Here is a 17,046-nt window from a genome sequence, read left to right on the forward strand (position 1 = left end):
TACCCCATCGGTTCTTGCTGAACTAAAAGCTGAACTGATGCTTGTTGTTACCCATGTACCAGATGGCCAGCCAGATAATGCTGATCAGGGTAAAGAGTTGGTGCTGGCACAAGACTGTATTCTGAAACTACAGAGTAGCGTTCTATCGCTACAGGCCCGTAATCAAGAGCTGGAAGCTGGGCTGCAACAGCTATCTGAAGATGCGGAAGCATTGAAGTCGGCCAATGAGAGCGCCAGCGCCACCATTACAGGTCAACAGCAGGAAATTGATGATCTCAAAGCGCAAATTGTCAGTCTGACAGCGGCTGTTGATGCAGCGACCAACGAGCTAGCAGACACTAAAACCACCAAGACCACTAAATAGGTAATGACCATGTATGCGACTCGTCAAAATATGGTGGATGCATTCGGTGAGAAAGAGTGTATCGCCCTTACAGACCGCAATTTCAGTGGCCAGATTGATGACCATGTGATGGACGTCAAGCTGACACAGGCCAGTGCTGAGATTGATAGCTATCTGGCGGGTCGCTATCCAACCCCCTGGCCAGATACCCCCGGCATTCTGGTGGGCCGCTGCTGTGATATCGCCCGCTATCTGTTGTGTGGGGCAGGCACTCAGAGTACTGACGAAATTCGAGAGCGATATGAAGATGCCCGTCGTTACTTTGAAAAAGTCGCGGCAGGGACAGTTACCCTGGGTAAATTGCCTAACGGAGAAGTGGTCGAGTCCAGCCCACGTATTCGTTTCTCTTCTGCGGGCCGTAACTTTGGCCGTGACTCGACTAATGGGGGTGCATTTTGATTATTGCGCTCACAGAAAAAGCCATTTGTGAACGGTTACGCCAGGGAATGGGCCGTATGGTTCAGGGCGTTCACTCCTACGGCGGTGAAATGGATGGGGAACCTGCCGATGTTGCCCGCTGTTTACCGGGCATCTGGGTGACGTTCGGCGGCATCCAGAAGACTGAAAATACCAGTATTACCAAGCGCAAATACAAAACCTATGGGCGTTTTGTGGTGATTGTTGGGGAACGGAACGTGCGTAGCGAGGAAGCAACCCGTCAGGGCGGTCCCGGATTGCAGGAAGCTGGCACCTATAAAATGGTCGCAGCTGTTCGGCGTTTGCTCTCTGGTCAGGACTTAGGCCTCGGGATTGCGCATTTGGTTCCTGGTCGCGTTCGCACCTTGTTTAACACCAAAGTGGGCGATGCGGCTTTATCTGTTTTCGCCTGCGAATTTGACACCTATTGGGTTGAAGAGGCGCTGGAAAATGGCTTATTCCCTGTTGTTGATGCGCCTGCTGACTCCATTGACAGTATCTTTATCGGCTATCTGGGTAGCCAAAGCGAGCCGGACGCTGACTGGCTTACCACTCGTCTTAGCTATGACATCCCGCAGACCACGCGCTCACCGGATGCTGAGGACATTATTCATCATGACAATACTTAACGTTAAAGCCGTTGGCGGGGTTCGTGTTCCCTACCAACACAACGCCCGAAAATACATTGAGGCCGACGCGGTAGATGTCCCCAACACCGCCTATTACCTGCGGCAAATTGCCGTGGGTGACCTAATTATCGTGGCGGAGAGTAAGTCTCTCCCTGCAACTGAAGATGCCCCGGTGATAGAAACCGCCGTTGATGCAGTTGAACCGAAAGCCAAAACCAAAACGGAGGCATCCCGTGGCCAGTCCTAATATTGCTTTTGACAACATCCCGGCCAGCATCCGCAAACCGGGTAAATACATTGAGTTCAATACCCGGTTAGCCGTCCGCACCTTACCCGGCAATCAGCAGTTTGTGTTGATTATTGGCCAGATGTTATCTACCGGCAGTGCGTTACCACTGGTGGCCACCAACGTATTTTCGGATACCCAGGCGGCGGAATTGTTCGGTTACGGTTCGCTGGCCCATTTGATGGCCATCGATGCCATTACCAGCAATCGCTATCTACAGTTGCAGATCATCGGTGTGCCAGATGCCACCGCAGGTATTGCCGCCACCGGAACCTTAACCCTGACCGGCCCGGCAGCGACCAGCGGAGTGGTCAGTCTGTGGGTCGGTGATATTCGCATTGATGCAGCCGTGGCCGCAACAGAGACCCCAGCGGCCATTGCCAGTAATCTGGTCGCCGCGATGGCCAGCCAAACTAGCTTGCCGGTCAGCGCTACCGCTGAAGCGGGTGTTATTACGCTGAAATGCCACCATAAAGGTGCGCTGGGTAATGATATCAAGTTACGCGCTCAATCCACCGCAACCGGTGTCACCACCGCTATCACCGCCATGGCGGAAGGCGATATAGACCCGGATATCTCCCTTGCGTTAGCGGCTGTCTTTGCCGCTGGCCATAACATCCTTGTTTGCCCGTACTCGACGCCTGAAGCGTTAACGGCTTTGCGTAATCATCTTGATGACGTTAGCGGGCCGCTGGAGCAGCGTGGTGCCATTGGTATTGCGGGCTGGCCCAAGTCCCTGTCTACCGGCACCACGCTAAGTAGTGATATTAATGATGGTCGCGTAACCATCGGCTGGCATAACGGCTCAGTAAAATTACCCGGCCAAATTGCAGCGGCTTACGCGGCGGTAATTGCCAGCGAAGAAGACCCGGCGCGGCCACTCAATACGCTGGTGATGAGCAGCCTGAACGTAACCGCACTGGCTGACCGTCCGGGGCGTAATGAGCAGGAAAACGCCCTGCATAACGGCCTGACCCCGTTTGAGGTTGGCCCCGGCAACACCGTACAGATTGTTCGGGCTATCAGCACCTATACTGAAAACCTCGCCGGAACGCCGGATGTGGCCTTGTTGGATATCACCACCATTCGCACACTTGACTATGTGCGTAAAGCCTGCCGTGAACGTATCGACTTGCGCTTTCCCCGCGACAAACTCAGCGCCAGAACGGGGCCAAAGGTACGCAGTGAGTTGCTGGACGTACTGCTCAAACTGGAAGAGTTAGAGATAGTCGAAGAGGTTAGCGCGAATAAATCCGGCCTGATTGTTGAGCGTGACGCTCAGGATGTTAACCGGCTTAACGCGGCCATTCCCGTTGATATCGTCAATGGTTTGCATGTATTTGCTGGCCGTATTGACCTTTTACTGTAAGGAGCCATCACCATGGCAGCAGAAGAATATGTAGGCTCAATCGTGTTGGAAATCGACGGGCGGGAAATTGAAGTGACCGACCTGTCAGTTGATACCACTACCGGCCGCAAGCTAGTTAAAACCATGAACAAGACCGGGCGAGCCAAAGGTTTCAGCCGAGGCATTGCGGAATACAAACTCAGCCTTTCCGCCGTGGTACCTCTGGACGGTGATATTGACTGGGATGCCATTGAGAATGCCAAAGTCACACAATACCCGCTCAACGGCAGTGGCGGTAAGCGTGTTAGTTATCTGGACTGCTTCACGACAGAAACCGGCGTTAAATACACGGTGGATAATGAAGCTAAGATTGATATCACAATGAATGCATTACGTAAGGTGATTGAATAATGACTGACTCAGGTTTATTGCTTCATGGTGTTGAGGTTAATGGCAAAGTGCACTTTGACTTTACAGTTCGCTTGCCTGTTATACGAGACACCATCAATGCATTGTCTGATACCCAAGACAAGCACGGTACGACAGAGGGTGCTGTCGCGACCACATATTATCGTGTCGCTGTTATCGCCAGTGCACTCACCACTTTAGGTGATCTGGATAAGGGTGCAATCACGACCGACTTATTGCTCGATGCGCTAACTGATGATGATTATGATCTTATAGATACGCAGATCTCCGCCATTAAAAAAAAGCGGATGGCATTGAATCCAAACTTGCCGGTTACAGACTCACCGCCCTCGCCCTCGGTAAGTACGGAGTAAGTGAACAACAAATAGGAGCGATGACCCGCTCCGAGCTGGATGGTTATCTCAATGCATTGGCTCGGCTGCACGGCAAGAAAACGTCAGCCGGGAATAACAAAACAACAACAACCCAGCGAACCAAATCCAAACGACAAAAGCGGGGACGATAAATGTCACGTATTCTCAATCTGGCGTTGACGTTATTCGCCCGCGATAACGCCTCTAAAGTACTCAAAAAGACCCTGCAAGATACGGTAAAACAAACCGCCGATGCAGCGAAAGCCTCTGAGAAGTTGGGTGATACCGATTCAAAGAATGCTGATAAGGGTATTAAAGCCTCCCGTAGCCTACAAGCCGAATTGAAACGCCAGGCATCTGCTCGTTCTACGCTGGGTATACGTTCTGAGCAGGATATTCAGCGCGAAATCCAACAAACTCAAGCCGCCTATCTTCGCCTCACCCGTAGTGGTGTGATGTCTGCAAACGAACAATCTCGTGCCTTTGCAGCGATGTCAGACCGCGTCGGTAAACTGCGAGGGGAGCTCACTAGCGCAAGCCAATCATTGTCACGCTTCGAACGAGCCAAAGGAATTGGCTCGAATGTCATGGCGATTGCTGGGGGAGTGACTGCTGCGGGTGCTGTCTTAGCTCAGCCTGTTGGCCGCCAAATGGGCTATGACAAGACGTTAGCCTATATGGCAAACACGGGATTTAATGATTTATCGCCAGAGGGTCGTATAAAGAAAAAAGGCGAATTAGATCATGCGATCAGGGGGGCGGTGAAATATGGCGGGGGAACTAAAGATCAAGGTGCTGACACTCTCAATGCTATTTTGGCGGGTGGCCAAGTTGATAGCCAGACAGCCATGGATATCTTACCTTCAATCATGCGCTATGCTACAGCGTCTGGGGCTAACCCCAATGACCTTGCCAAGATGGCGTCAGCCGCTATCGGTTTATTTGATATTAAAAAAGAACAGTTGCCGACCTTTTTTGATAAAGCGATTCGTTCCGGTGAAAACGGTAACTTTGAATTAGCAGATATGGCAGGGAAACTGCCAACACAAATGTCCAAAGCTAAAAGCTTGGGGATGAGTGGGCTAGACGATGTTGATAAGTTACTTGCTTACAATCAGGCCAACGCCCTCACTGCGGGTGATAATGATTCTGCCGCGACTAACGTCAATAATCTGTTTGATAAAATCACCAGTAGCGATATTAAAAACTCCATGAAGAATTACAGGTTTAGAAATAAATCTGGAGAGGTTGAAAATTACGAGCAATTTTTAGTTTCTCAACGTTCTCAAGGGGTAAATACTGCTGATGCCTTTATGAAGGCCGTAACAGGTATTGTTTCCGGTAATAAAGAATACAAAAAATTAAAAATTAAATTACAAGAAAGTAAAGGTACAGATAAAGAGGCGGATATTGCCGCAGCGATGGATGTATTGGTCTCCTCCATTACGTCTAATATTGTTGCTGACCAACAAGCAAGTATGGCCCTCAAAACAAATATCCTGAAAAAAGATTTTATAGACGAACAAATTAAAGGGACAAAATCCTCAGCAGGTGCAGGTGAAGATGCTTTTACTGTTATTGCAGATACGCCGGACTTCAAAACCGAGCAGCTTAAGAATGTGCGTGACTTCTCAGAGATGGATTCGATCAAACCGTTATCAGATGTTTTAGGCCGCCTTTCTACCGAGCTTGCAAATTATGCTGACAAATACCCTGGCTTAACTATTGCCGTTTCAGGTGCGGAAACTGGCATTAAAGCGATGGGAGCTGCTGCTGTGGCATTTGCTGGACTCAGGTTTCTAACTGGGGGCGGTGGCGGCGTACCGGGCGCTGGCAGTGGCGGAATTAGCGCACCTGGTGCGCTCGGAAAAATGGCGGGTAACAGTATTGCCGTGCCTTTGCTCTATATTACCGCCGGCTCTATCGCCATCTCTACCGTGCAAGATGCATTGCGTGAAGATTTTGCCAAGAAAGATATGGCGGGGAAAGTGGAGTCAATATCAACAGGCACCTCGGGCTATTCCTTTGTTGATATTGCCTGGGCTATAGCTAAAGATAAATTCAGTAAAAAAGGTTCGTCAATTACCATACCGTCCAATATCACCACCGCTGATGTTAATCCCTTCACGGCCCCTGCTGATAATCTGGCAGGTTTTGGCGTACCGTCCTATCTGTCCGCTGGCCAGCAAGGGCAAAAGAATCAGCCCATCCAGGTCACCACTAAATTAGAGGTCGATGGCCGTGTGCTTGCCGAAATTGTCAATGACCACAACGGTACGCAAGCCGTGCGCGGCCCAACCGGGAGCCCTCAATGAGCTGGTCAGATAGCATCTTAGACGCCTCATTTCGTGGCGTGAGATTTGATGTAGTCAATGCCCGCGACAGCTGGAGTCGTGATATTGCGCAGCATGAGTACCCCTACATTGATGGGGCGGATGTTCAGGACATGGGCCGCAAAGCCCGTAACATTCGTTTATCTGCGTTGTTTTGGGGGGATGATTACGATAGCCGGTTGCAGTCCTTTATTGCAGAGCTGGATAAGCGCGGTGCAGGTGAACTTATCCACCCTATTTACGGCTCGATGCCGAATATGCAGGTCATCGAATGCCAAGTCGGTCACGATGCCGAGAATGTGGATTATTGCACCGTTGAGCTGGTTTTTCTGGAATCAAAAACCGGTAATCCGTTCTTCAGTCAGGACTATCCTACCGCCCAGGCCGATGTCATTTTTAATCAAGTGAAATCGCTGATGGATGCGGAGCAAAGCCTGATTGAAGATGCGCTGACGCCGTTACGTGATGCTAAAAAAATGATGTCAAAATCAAAGGCGCTGGCATCGACGGCGTTAAATATGCTGCTTATCTTCCGCAGTGAGATAACCGGTTTTGTCAGCAGCACCACGGATTTTGTGCAATACCCTGGCGCGTTTATGAGTGACTTGCAAAGTGCAATCAGCCTCACCTCACTGAATGCCATGTCCAGTGGCGGGAGTGGCGTATCAGCGGCCAGCGCAATCAGTCAGACTAATGTCACCATGTCGGACTGGGGCGAGTCTCATCGCCAGTTGACTGCCATTGCCAACATGCCCGCCGAGCTGGTATCCGGTGAAAAGACCGCGCCCGTCGATATGCCTGCCGGGACGTCAGTGGCTGATATTGCGGAGTTGATCGCGATGGTCACTATCGTGGTCGCGGGCGAACTGGCGCTGGACGCCGCTGATATTTTCAGTGATGACGATATCAATAGCCTGCTTTCTCCCACTGATATTGAGCGTATCGCTAACGATACCCGCCAGTTTGTTCAGGCGGCCATTGAACAGCATCGAACTCAGTATGCCGATGCCACACAAGACGTTAGCTCAAGCCCAACCGCGCTTGGGATTGCCTGGCAACCTGTAGTTGAGGGCTTAAAAGATATTGCACTGGCCGTACAGCAGTTAGCCGCAAACATGATAACCACCCGCCCACCGCTAATACAGCGTCAGGTTGATAGCATCAGCAACCTGCATTTAGTGGCTCACCGTTGGTACGGTGACTATCGTCGTGCCGTCGAATTGCAGCGCCTGAATCCTCAGTTGCGTAACCCCAACAACCTTAAACCGGGGGATGTGCTCTATGCCTACGCCATCTGAGAAAGAGCAGGACAACCGCGTTAGCATTCTGATTAATGGCAAAGTTCACAGCGCGTGGAGCCGCTATCAGATTGACTCTGATTTCCTGATCCCCGCCGATGCCTGGTCTGTTTCGTTGGGTCTGCCTGATGGAGTATTTCCGCCAGGTATTACTCGCGGCGTCCCCGTTCAGGTCAAGGTCGGGGCTGATACCGTGATGGTGGGCCGCGTTGACAGCATCCAGCGAAACATAGCCCGCAAACAATGCACCCTCTCGTTATCGGGTCGCGATGGTGCAGCCATTCTGGTGGATTGCGCCGCACCTATTTTTACCTCGCGCCAGTTGGGGCTGGAAGAAGTGATTGCAAATATCGTGCGGCCGTTGGGTATCACTAAGATTCGGATTAACGCCGAGAGCGCCATCCGCAATGATAAGGTCAGTATCGAACCCGGCGAACGCGCCTGGGATGCATTAGTCCGCGCAGCTGCGGGTCGAGGCTTGTGGCCTTGGTTTGAGCCAGATGGCACTTTGGTTGTGGGTGGGCCGGATTACACCGCGCCCCCGGTGGCCACGCTGATTATGCAATTTAACGGCGAAGGCAATAACCTGCTGTCACTGAATGATAATTCTTCAATTAACGGTTCGTTTTCCGAACTCACCGTATTGGCACAGGGGCATGGACAGGGGTCTAAATCTAAAGCGCTGGGCATTGTAGACATTGACGACGACAGCATCCAGCGTGCTACACGCAACAATGCAGACAATAGCCAGGACGAGGATATTAACCAGAATATTGGCACTGCCGAGACAGGTACGCATGGCCTCAAAGCGGTGATAAAAGACCCGACAGTGCCGTATTATCGCCCACAAATCATCGTGGTCGGTGACGCTGATAATCTGGATCAGGTGCGTTATCGCGGACGTAAAGCGATGGCAGATGCCCGTCTGGCAGGATACAGCCTGACCGCCGTGGTCGCCGGTCATCGTAACTCTGATGGCGTATTGTGGGAGCCTGGCCAGCGTATTCATGTCCGCAGTGAACCCCATGCTATTGACGCCATTTTCTTTCTGATGGGGCGTGAATTCGTTGGTGGCCGTCCTGAAGGCGAGACCACCACCTTACGGTTAAAAGAGGATGGGGTCTGGATACCAGATGCTTTCCCGAAAAAGAAAAAAGGCCGAAAGAAAAAGAAAACCAAAGAGCTGGGGATAGTCGATGTGGAATAGTGTTGATGGTCGTATTAATACGGCGTTAAACCGTATTCGAAAGGCATTTAGGGCGGTGTTAACGCGAGTTAACAGTGGCGGACAGGTTCAAACTGTGCAGGCCAGAGCGTTGGCGGGGGAACAATTGCAAGATAATGAATTGTTCCAGCACTACGGTTTTACCTCCAATCCCTTACCCGGCACGATGGCCGTGATATTGCCCCTGGGCGGGGCAACCTCGCATGGTATTGTGATTGCAACTGAACATGGTTCCTATCGGCTGAAAGGGCTTAAATCCGGGGAGGTGGCACTCTATACCGATGAGGGGGCTAAAATCGTTCTTAAGCGTGGCCGCATCATTGATGTTGAATGCGATACTTACCGCGTGACGTGTAAGAACTACGAAGTCAACGCGGATACTCAGGCTGATTTCAATACTCCAATGGTGAATGCCAGTGAACAAGTTACCGCCCAGGCTAAAATTACCGGCAATGGCGGTATGGCCATCAAGGGTGGCGCTGGGGCAACGTTTGAGGGTAATATCGGGCAGACCGGAGGCAACTACACCACCGGCGGTGATGTGCAAGCGGGTAATATATCCCTGACCGGGCATCATCACATTGACAGCATGAGCGGTAATACCTCGGACGCCAAAGCCTAACCCACTGAACCTCTTCACCTGAATTTTCTTGCTCCATGCCGCCATAGTGGCGGCATGGACATGCTAATAGACCCTTCAACCCGCGACTACACTGGCGAACGTATCAATACGCTGGCCAATGCCGTCTACCTGTGCCTGATTGTGCCGCTAGGCTCATACTGGGCCGATACCACGCTGGGCTCACGTTTGCATGAGCTGGCTCGCGAGAAAGATGTCCCCCGTGTTTACACCCTGGCTCGTCAATATTCCGAACAGGCATTACAGCGCCTGATTGATGATAATCGCGCCACCGCGATCACTGTGACAGCAACCCGATTAACGCCCGGCTGGCTATTACTGCATATCGTGGTGGAAACCGCCCGGAACCAATCTGAAACGTTTCGTCATCAAGTGAGGGTTGCCTGATGCCCCATATTACACCCACCGTTGAGGCTATTCGTTCCAATATATTACGCGATATACGTAACTTATTAGTCGATGCCGATATTTCTGAAAACAGTGATTATTATATTCGGGCTTCATCGGTTGCCAGTTGTGCGGCAGGGATATATCAGGATCAAGGCTGGATTGTTCGACAGATATTCCCTGATACCGCCGACATTGAGTTTCTGGAATTGCATTGCCGGACACGCGGCATCGTTCGTAAGCCTGCCAATACCGCAACCGGCACTATTGATCTCACGGGTGAGCCTAATGCAACTGTTGCCAGTGGATTAACCGTGACGCGTGACGCGCTCTCATTTGTGACCACTCAACAGGCTACAGTCGGGCTTGACGGCAAGTTAACCGTGACAGCGCAAGCAACCCTCGCAGGCACTGCTGGAAACACGGCACAAGTGATGTCCGGCACATTATCATCAACACCTGATGGCATTGACAGTACCGTTATTATTAACATTACGCGCGGTGGCACTAACCAGGAAAGCCCGGAAGACCTGCTCGCACGGTTGCTCGATATTATTCGCCGCCCCCCGGCGGGGGGTAATAAATATGATTATAAACGCTGGGCGCTGGAAGTCACCGGTGTGACTGCGGCATATGTTTACCCTCTACGGCGCGGGCTGGGGACGGTTGATATTGTGATCACCTCTGCTGATGGCTTGCCATCTGAAACCATTATTGCTGCAACACAACTCCATATTGATGACGTGCGACCGGTGACCGCGAAAAGCTCACTCGTGATGGCACCGACCATTAAGGCATTTGATATCGATGTAAAAGTGACATTAAGCGGTATTAATTTCGATGTTGCAGAAGTTCTCATTAAAGAGGCATTAAATAACTATATTAACCGCCTGATGCCCGGCGAATCCTTTATTCGCAGTCAGGCGGAAATGTTGGTTTCGCTAATTACCGGCGTCACTGACCGACAGATAATTTCCCCTATCAATAACGTTATTCCGCAAGTCGACGGCGCTGTTGTCGAGTGGTTACGTGTCGGTACCATCACGGTGGCTTTGCTATGAAGTTCTCAACCTTACTGGGTCTGCTACTGCCCCCAGTGGCTTATGACTCGCAACAGCCAAAAATCAATGCTGAAATTCAGGCTGAAGGTAACGCCCTTGATGCCGCATCAATCCTGGCTAATGCAGTGTTGGGGGGCGTCACGCCCTTTTACGCGAATAGCCTGATTGCTGATTGGGAGCGCGTTCTGGACATCACAACAGAGCCGGAAGCCAGTTATCAGCAACGTTTGCAAGTTGTCCTTATTAAGCTGTCAGAGTCCGGGGGGCTCAGCATTCCCTATTTTAAACGCATTGCGGCCAGCGCCGGATATCAGATAACCATTGATGAACTGGAGCCTTTCAGGGCGGGAATTAATCGCGCCGGTGATGTGATCAGTGCGCCGGAGATTATTTGGGTATGGCGAGTGAATGTGTTCGGTTCAAAGACCCAGACATTCAGGTTCAGAGCAGGCATATCGGCAGCGGGTGAACGTTTATCATCATTTTCAGACACCGCACTTGAAACGGTATTTAACAACCTTAAGCCTGCCCATACCTTTTGTTATTTCACTTACCAGGAGAGCTGATAATGAAAAATATCATGCCGCCAATCGATACCCCCGACAAATCATTTCATGACGGTAATCCGGCTACGGGTGAACAAGGGACTATTGTATCAGCCTTGTGGCTTAATAATGTTCAACGCGGGGTAATAAGCACTCAACAAGAGATGGCCTCAGTATTAAGTCAGGCGGGAATAGATATAGATGAGGCGAAACAGAATCAATTATTGACCGCAATTCAGGAATTAATTTCAACCGGTAATGATGGCTATCTTAAAGCCGCGAGTTATTTGGGCGAAATTAAAGCACTGGGCGCGGGAGCGGTTGCTCAAGCTATCACCAACCTCGGGTTAACTGATACCGCTACTGCTGCTGCGGGTGCGATGCAGAAAAATCAAAATCTGAATGATGTTGCTAACAAAGCAGTGGCACTGACCAACCTTGGGGCATTACCGGCAAATGGTACTGCCGTTGCTGCGACAAAACTGGCTACAGCGCGACTGATAGCGGGTAAGTCATTTAACGGTACAGCCGATATTTCAATCGGGGCTTCTGATGTTGGCGCGCTACCCCTCACAGGCGGGGCGCTATCCGGGGCATTAACAGTCAACGGCACACATGATGCGCCATTAGGGGCCAACGGATTTAGAAGCTGCATTCTTACTCCGGGAAATGGCGGATTTACTAATCCGGCAGGCGTCGGCATTGGGCTACATTCCAATGGTTCGATTTACTTGTGGAATGACGTTTCGGGCGGTTACGCGATGTCAGTAAGCTCCACTGCCATTGGAACATCCAGGCCCTTAAATGTGGGCGGAACAGTTACACCGACGGATTATTCAAACTTTGACGCCAGATTTTCTAAATTTGCCGCTGGTCAGGCATGGACAAACGTCTTGTCTTCCCGCTCATCAGGAGCGTGGTACACAAACAATACGGGAAAGCCAATTATGATAGCTGTTACTACTGAGTATGGCCCCAACGCCGCTTTAAATTGTCAAACGGGTTCTGCTGGCACGATTGTCTCTCCGCGCGGCGGTGGCTCTGAGTACATACAACATAGCGCGACTTTTATCGTTATGCCGAATGATACGTACCGCGTTGACGCGTCCGGAAATATTGGGATTTGGAAGGAGCTGAGATAATGAAATACTACAAAGACAAGAAAGATGAAGTGTACGCGTATGAAGATGATTGTGCTGATGAATTGATCAAGAAGGGACTGGAATCAATCACAGAAGAAGAAGCTATGTTGATTACTAATCCACCGCTAGCTCCAGAGGAACTCATTTTGTTGGCCCAGCATCAAAAGGCCGCACTTATAGCACATGCAACGGAAATCATTGATCCGATGCGCGATGCAAAGGATGGTGGCTATATCGATGATGAAGATATTCCACGCTTAGCTGCATGGCAAAAGTATCGCTATGTGCTGACTAAAGTTGATGTATCGACCCCCTCCGATATCAAGTGGCCTGAATTACCTAACTAATATTTAAAATAAATAGCGTAAACACAATCACTTCTAGAAGAGCTGCGAATGCGGCTTTTTTAGTACCTAACTTATTTTGATCGGTTAAATCGATCAATTAACCACAACCGATCTGTGTAACCGATCGTAAGTTAAGGAGTCTGTCTCATGAGTAGCCCAATTATTCCGTGGGTTGGTGGTAAGCGCCGCTTGGCTAAACATATTTTACCGTTATTCCCTGAACATAAATGCTATGTCGAGCCATTCTGCGGCGGTGCAGCTTTATATTTTCTAAAAGAGACATCCAAGGTTGAAGTAATAAATGATATCAATGGTGAGCTAATCAATCTTTACCGAGTAATTAAAAATCACCTGGAAGAGTTTGTACGGCAGTTTAAATGGGCTTTAACCAGTCGTCAGGTCTTTGAGTGGACTAAAGCAACGCCTGCGGAGGTGCTTACCGATATTCAAAGAGCGGCGCGGTTTTACTATCTACAAACCACCGCATTTGGCGGTAAGGTTGATGGTCAGACGTTCGGCACATCGACTACCCATCCTGTTGGACTAAACCTATTGCGTCTGGAGGAAGCATTATCAGCCGCACATTTAAGGTTATCCCGTACAATAATAGAACACCTCGGCTGGGCTGCTTGCATTGATAAGTATGACAGGCCACATACATTATTTTATTTAGACCCCCCTTACTGGCAGACTTGCGGCTACGGGGTTGAGTTCGGTCTGGAGCAGTATGCCTATATGGCGCAGTTAGCCCACTCCATTCAGGGCAGTATGATAATCTCAGTCAATGATATTCCTGAAATGCGGGAAGTCTTCAAGGGGTTACATATGGACACTGTGAGCCTTAAATACTCTTTAGGGGACAATAAAAAACAGGCGGGCGAACTAATCATTAGAAACTTCTAGCGTTCTATTTTGCATTATGCAAAATCGATAAATATCGCGCGGCGATCTTATGCAAAAATGAGCGTTAATCTATGCAAAAAAATTCGCCGCGCTACATTTAATGTATTAACCTCCCCTTGTTTAACGAGAGCCAATCCCTTTAAGCCAAGTCGTTCATTAAAGTATCTAAATGCCCACTTATTATCATGCCCACCATATGCATCATGTTGCTGCCATATCTTTGCCTCTTCTTGTTGCAATAAAGGAATATTACTTTCAAGCAATATGATATGCGCGGCTATTTCTGTAACTTGCTTATCCGTCAGTGATTTTTCCCGCTTCAACTCATCTATCACTGAGTTAAACGGCGGCATCATCGCCCTTTCAGCCGCTTCCCGCTCACTCCGCGCTATTTCATAGGTATTGCGCGCTTCCCGCATCAGTTCATCAACATTGGTTATTCGAATTACAGAGAGATACCGCGGTTCTATATTAGCGCTGTCAGGAAAAACAATGATGGCATCGTGGGTATGGCGACCTGTCGGAGTATGAATTTCTTTGAAATCCGCATGCTCAATCGGTGTGACGACCGGTCTTGCTGCGGATAGTTTTGGCGTTGGTACATTTACGGGCGTAATAATATCGACAACACTGATATGCATCGGTGTGATACCGGGAATAGCTGCGGTAAAGACACCTGGCCTTGTAGTAGTGATAGCCTGAATGACAGGCACCCGTTGTATTGCCGTCGGCGCTTTAATCAGAATAGCTTTCTGCACTCCCTCTTCAGTCACATCACTGATGCGGATATTGACCGCTACATCAGTGACTGTTTTTAAAGTTTCTTTCGGTGTATCCGTGACTCTGTCGGCGGGAAGTGTCGAAGTGGTAAAATATGCTCCTATCGGCGGGTCAGGAGCTATTCTTGACGGCATCATGCCCATAATAGCCACACCCACTGGGCTGGTGCGTATTAACCATGAACCCACCCGAACTAAATGACCTTCGACAAAGGCCGCTACCGCAGGAAGGCGACTTAACGTTACCCCCCAGCGCCCATCTATTAAGGTGATAACGGCTGGCATACCGCCCACGGCCATATAAGACTGTAGTTCTGGATTTTGTGCCAAATTCACAACAGCCGCTTTGCTATTACGATTGCCACCACGATTGCTACCACGACGATTGCCGTGACCAAATTGACCCGGATTGTAGTTGTGAAGCGGGCCATAAGGTGTTTGCGAAACGCCCCAGCCACTTCCCCTATTTGGGTTACCGCCGCCAAACCCGGTGGGCCCCCCTTTGATTCCTCCGGTTGGACCACGAGCACCATGGCCAGTTGTATTACTGTGTCCTTCTCCCATATTTTATTTCCTTATTTAAGTTTTATAATTAACGAGAATATTTACTGCTAAACCTATTTGTCTTTTCTCACCTCCTTAACATTATTTAAATGCCATTATTTTTTATTATTCAGCTTTGCCAGACCCACAAATAAAAACACCTCGCTAATTAGCGAGGTGCGTGATTACCTTCATAATAATATTGTGATTAATAGAGTTTAATACTGCATTTGCCTGCGATGTGTTAAACCACGATTAACACCTTACTGGATTTTTTTCGGGCCGTGATAGTATTAATTTAATAAATTTTTGTATTCGAGAAATGTACTAAATTTGAGATAAAAAAAAGCCGTTGCCATTATTTAATGGCAGCGGCCTGTTTCACGCAGAGTTAAACGCCGCTAACAACGCAGCGGCGTCAAAGACAAAAGGGACTTAGCCCGCAACTGCGATACGTTTCATATCGGTCATATAGCCACGCAGTTTGTGGCCTACGGCTTCAATTGGGTGGTTACGAATGGCTTCATTCACATCACGCAATTGCGCGTTATCAACCGCAGTACCGGTAACGCTCTTACCCAAATCCCCGGCTTGCAGTGAATCCATGAATTTGCCTTTCAGCAATGGAACCGCTGCGTTAGCGAACAGGTAGTTACCGTATTCAGCCGTATCAGAAATAACCACGTTCATTTCATATAAACGTTTACGTGCAATGGTGTTCGCAATCAATGGCAGTTCATGCAGAGATTCGTAATAAGCGGATTCTTCGATGATACCGGAATCCACCATGGTTTCGAATGCCAGTTCAACCCCGGCTTTCACCATGGCAATCATCAATACGCCATGGTCGAAATATTCTTGCTCAGAGATTTTTCCTTCAAACTGTGGTGCGTTTTCAAATGCAGTTCTGCCGGTCTCTTCACGCCAGTTCAGCAATTTAACGTCGTCTTCCGCCCAGTCAGCCATCATGCCGCTAGAGAATGCACCGGAAATAATGTCGTCCATATGTTTCTGGAACAAGGGTGCCATGATTTCTTTCAACTGTTCAGACAGCGCATAAGCACGCAGTTTAGCCGGGTTGGACAGACGATCCATCATCAGCGTGATACCGCCTTGTTTCAGCGCTTCGGTGATGGTTTCCCAGCCGAACTGAACCAGTTTTTCCGCGTAAGCGGCGTCAGTACCTTCAGAAACCAGCTTGTCGAAACACAGCAATGAACCGGCCTGCAACATACCACACAGGATAGTCTGTTCACCCATCAGGTCAGATTTCACTTCAGCAACGAAAGAAGACTCCAACACACCAGCACGATGACCACCAGTTGCTGCGGCCCAAGCCTTGGCAATCGCCATGCCTTCGCCTTTAGGATCGTTTTCCGGGTGAACTGCGATCAGCGTCGGCACACCAAAACCTCGTTTGTATTCTTCACGCACTTCTGTACCCGGGCATTTCGGCGCTACCATCACCACAGTGATATCTTTACGCACTTGCTCACCCACTTCAACGATGTTGAAACCATGAGAGTAACCCAGTGCTGCGCCATCTTTCATCAGTGGTTGAACCGCCTGAACTACCGCAGAGTGCTGTTTGTCTGGCGTCAGGTTAACCACTAAATCAGCCTGCGGGATCAACTCTTCGTAAGTACCGACTTTGAAGCCGTTTTCGGTCGCTTTACGCCATGAAGCACGCTTCTCGGTAATGGCTTCTTTACGCAGGGCGTAAGCGACATCCAGACCAGAGTCACGCATGTTCAAACCTTGGTTCAGACCTTGTGCACCACAGCCGACGATCACCACTTTTTTGCCTTTCAGGTAGCCTGCTTCATCGGCGAATTCGTCACGTGCCATAAAGCGACACTTACCTAATTGCGCCAACTGCTGACGCAGGTTCAATGTGTTGAAATAGTTAGCCATGGTATTACTCCGTTCGGGTTCTGTTTGGTGGGTATCGAGGATTATCCTGGATTCACTATATGAC

At 49.6% G+C, this 17,046-nt stretch carries 19 protein-coding genes; 17 read left to right on the forward strand and 2 right to left on the reverse strand.

All coding sequences use genetic code 11. From position 1 onward, the window contains the following. From AEP37_RS26605 to AEP37_RS18130, 17 genes are all read left to right on the forward strand, one after another. Positions 1-364: coiled-coil domain-containing protein (locus tag AEP37_RS26605; protein ID WP_049614651.1), on the forward strand; the 364-nt coding region annotated here is incomplete at its 5' end. A 9-nt stretch (positions 365-373) separates the two neighbouring features. Next, complete coding sequence (locus tag AEP37_RS18055) at positions 374-802, forward strand: gp436 family protein (protein ID WP_049614652.1); 429 nt, start codon at positions 374-376, stop codon at positions 800-802. Further along, positions 799-1,449, forward strand: a complete 651-nt coding sequence (locus AEP37_RS18060) for a DUF1834 family protein (RefSeq protein WP_049614653.1) — start codon at positions 799-801, stop codon at positions 1,447-1,449. The genes AEP37_RS18055 and AEP37_RS18060 overlap by 4 nt, the downstream gene beginning before the upstream one ends. Further along, positions 1,436-1,696: a DUF2635 domain-containing protein gene (locus AEP37_RS18065; protein ID WP_049614654.1), complete on the forward strand. Its 261-nt coding sequence runs from the start codon at positions 1,436-1,438 to the stop codon at positions 1,694-1,696. Before AEP37_RS18060 ends, AEP37_RS18065 begins: the two co-directional genes overlap by 14 nt. Next, positions 1,683-3,104, forward strand: coding sequence for a phage tail sheath C-terminal domain-containing protein (locus AEP37_RS18070; RefSeq protein WP_049614655.1), 1,422 nt, complete (start codon positions 1,683-1,685; stop codon positions 3,102-3,104). The genes AEP37_RS18065 and AEP37_RS18070 overlap by 14 nt, the downstream gene beginning before the upstream one ends. 12 nt (positions 3,105-3,116) lie before the next feature. Further along, on the forward strand, positions 3,117-3,494 hold the full coding sequence (locus AEP37_RS18075; protein WP_049614656.1) for a hypothetical protein: 378 nt from the start codon (positions 3,117-3,119) through the stop codon (positions 3,492-3,494). After that, positions 3,494-3,865 carry a hypothetical protein gene (locus AEP37_RS18080; RefSeq protein ID WP_049614657.1) on the forward strand — a complete coding sequence of 124 codons (372 nt, stop codon included), beginning with the start codon at positions 3,494-3,496 and terminating at the stop codon, positions 3,863-3,865. Before AEP37_RS18075 ends, AEP37_RS18080 begins: the two co-directional genes overlap by 1 nt. A gap of 152 nt (positions 3,866-4,017) precedes the next feature. Continuing rightward, positions 4,018-6,180, forward strand: a complete 2,163-nt coding sequence (locus tag AEP37_RS18085) for a phage tail tape measure protein (RefSeq protein ID WP_049614658.1) — start codon at positions 4,018-4,020, stop codon at positions 6,178-6,180. Next, positions 6,177-7,496 carry a DNA circularization protein gene (locus AEP37_RS18090; protein WP_049614659.1) on the forward strand — a complete coding sequence of 440 codons (1,320 nt, stop codon included), beginning with the start codon at positions 6,177-6,179 and terminating at the stop codon, positions 7,494-7,496. The genes AEP37_RS18085 and AEP37_RS18090 overlap by 4 nt, the downstream gene beginning before the upstream one ends. Beyond that, positions 7,480-8,703 (forward strand): phage baseplate assembly protein, encoded by a 1,224-nt coding sequence (locus AEP37_RS18095; RefSeq protein ID WP_049614660.1) that lies wholly within the window; start codon positions 7,480-7,482, stop codon positions 8,701-8,703. The genes AEP37_RS18090 and AEP37_RS18095 overlap by 17 nt, the downstream gene beginning before the upstream one ends. After that, on the forward strand, positions 8,693-9,343 hold the full coding sequence (locus tag AEP37_RS18100; RefSeq protein WP_049614661.1) for a phage baseplate assembly protein V: 651 nt from the start codon (positions 8,693-8,695) through the stop codon (positions 9,341-9,343). The genes AEP37_RS18095 and AEP37_RS18100 overlap by 11 nt, the downstream gene beginning before the upstream one ends. Positions 9,344-9,397: 54 nt before the next feature. Further along, on the forward strand, positions 9,398-9,748 hold the full coding sequence (locus tag AEP37_RS18105; RefSeq protein WP_049614662.1) for a phage GP46 family protein: 351 nt from the start codon (positions 9,398-9,400) through the stop codon (positions 9,746-9,748). Then, positions 9,748-10,809, forward strand: coding sequence for a baseplate J/gp47 family protein (locus tag AEP37_RS18110; protein WP_049614663.1), 1,062 nt, complete (start codon positions 9,748-9,750; stop codon positions 10,807-10,809). Before AEP37_RS18105 ends, AEP37_RS18110 begins: the two co-directional genes overlap by 1 nt. Next, entirely contained in the window at positions 10,806-11,375 is a 570-nt protein-coding gene (locus tag AEP37_RS18115) for a YmfQ family protein (protein WP_049614664.1), read from the forward strand. The genes AEP37_RS18110 and AEP37_RS18115 overlap by 4 nt, the downstream gene beginning before the upstream one ends. 2 nt (positions 11,376-11,377) lie before the next feature. Then, complete coding sequence (locus AEP37_RS18120) at positions 11,378-12,496, forward strand: hypothetical protein (protein ID WP_049614665.1); 1,119 nt, start codon at positions 11,378-11,380, stop codon at positions 12,494-12,496. Then, the gene (locus tag AEP37_RS24345) at positions 12,496-12,843 is read left to right on the forward strand and encodes a tail fiber assembly protein (protein ID WP_053101975.1); all 348 of its coding nucleotides are present in this window, start codon (positions 12,496-12,498) and stop codon (positions 12,841-12,843) included. The genes AEP37_RS18120 and AEP37_RS24345 overlap by 1 nt, the downstream gene beginning before the upstream one ends. Before the next feature lie 147 nt (positions 12,844-12,990). Next, complete coding sequence (locus AEP37_RS18130) at positions 12,991-13,746, forward strand: DNA adenine methylase (protein WP_049614666.1); 756 nt, start codon at positions 12,991-12,993, stop codon at positions 13,744-13,746. 47 nt (positions 13,747-13,793) lie between these two features. Here the strand turns inward: AEP37_RS18130 and AEP37_RS18135 are convergent, their stop codons facing one another. Continuing rightward, on the reverse strand, positions 13,794-15,089 hold the full coding sequence (locus AEP37_RS18135; RefSeq protein WP_082170855.1) for a colicin-like bacteriocin tRNase domain-containing protein: 1,296 nt from the start codon (positions 15,087-15,089) through the stop codon (positions 13,794-13,796). 414 nt (positions 15,090-15,503) lie between these two features. Continuing rightward, positions 15,504-16,982 carry a ketol-acid reductoisomerase gene (gene ilvC, locus AEP37_RS18140; RefSeq protein WP_049614667.1) on the reverse strand — a complete coding sequence of 493 codons (1,479 nt, stop codon included), beginning with the start codon at positions 16,980-16,982 and terminating at the stop codon, positions 15,504-15,506. Between the last annotated feature and the right edge of the window lie 64 nt (positions 16,983-17,046).

It is taken from the genome of Yersinia pekkanenii, assembly GCF_001152565.1.
GTDB classification, from domain to species: Bacteria; Pseudomonadota; Gammaproteobacteria; order Enterobacterales; family Enterobacteriaceae; genus Yersinia; species Yersinia pekkanenii.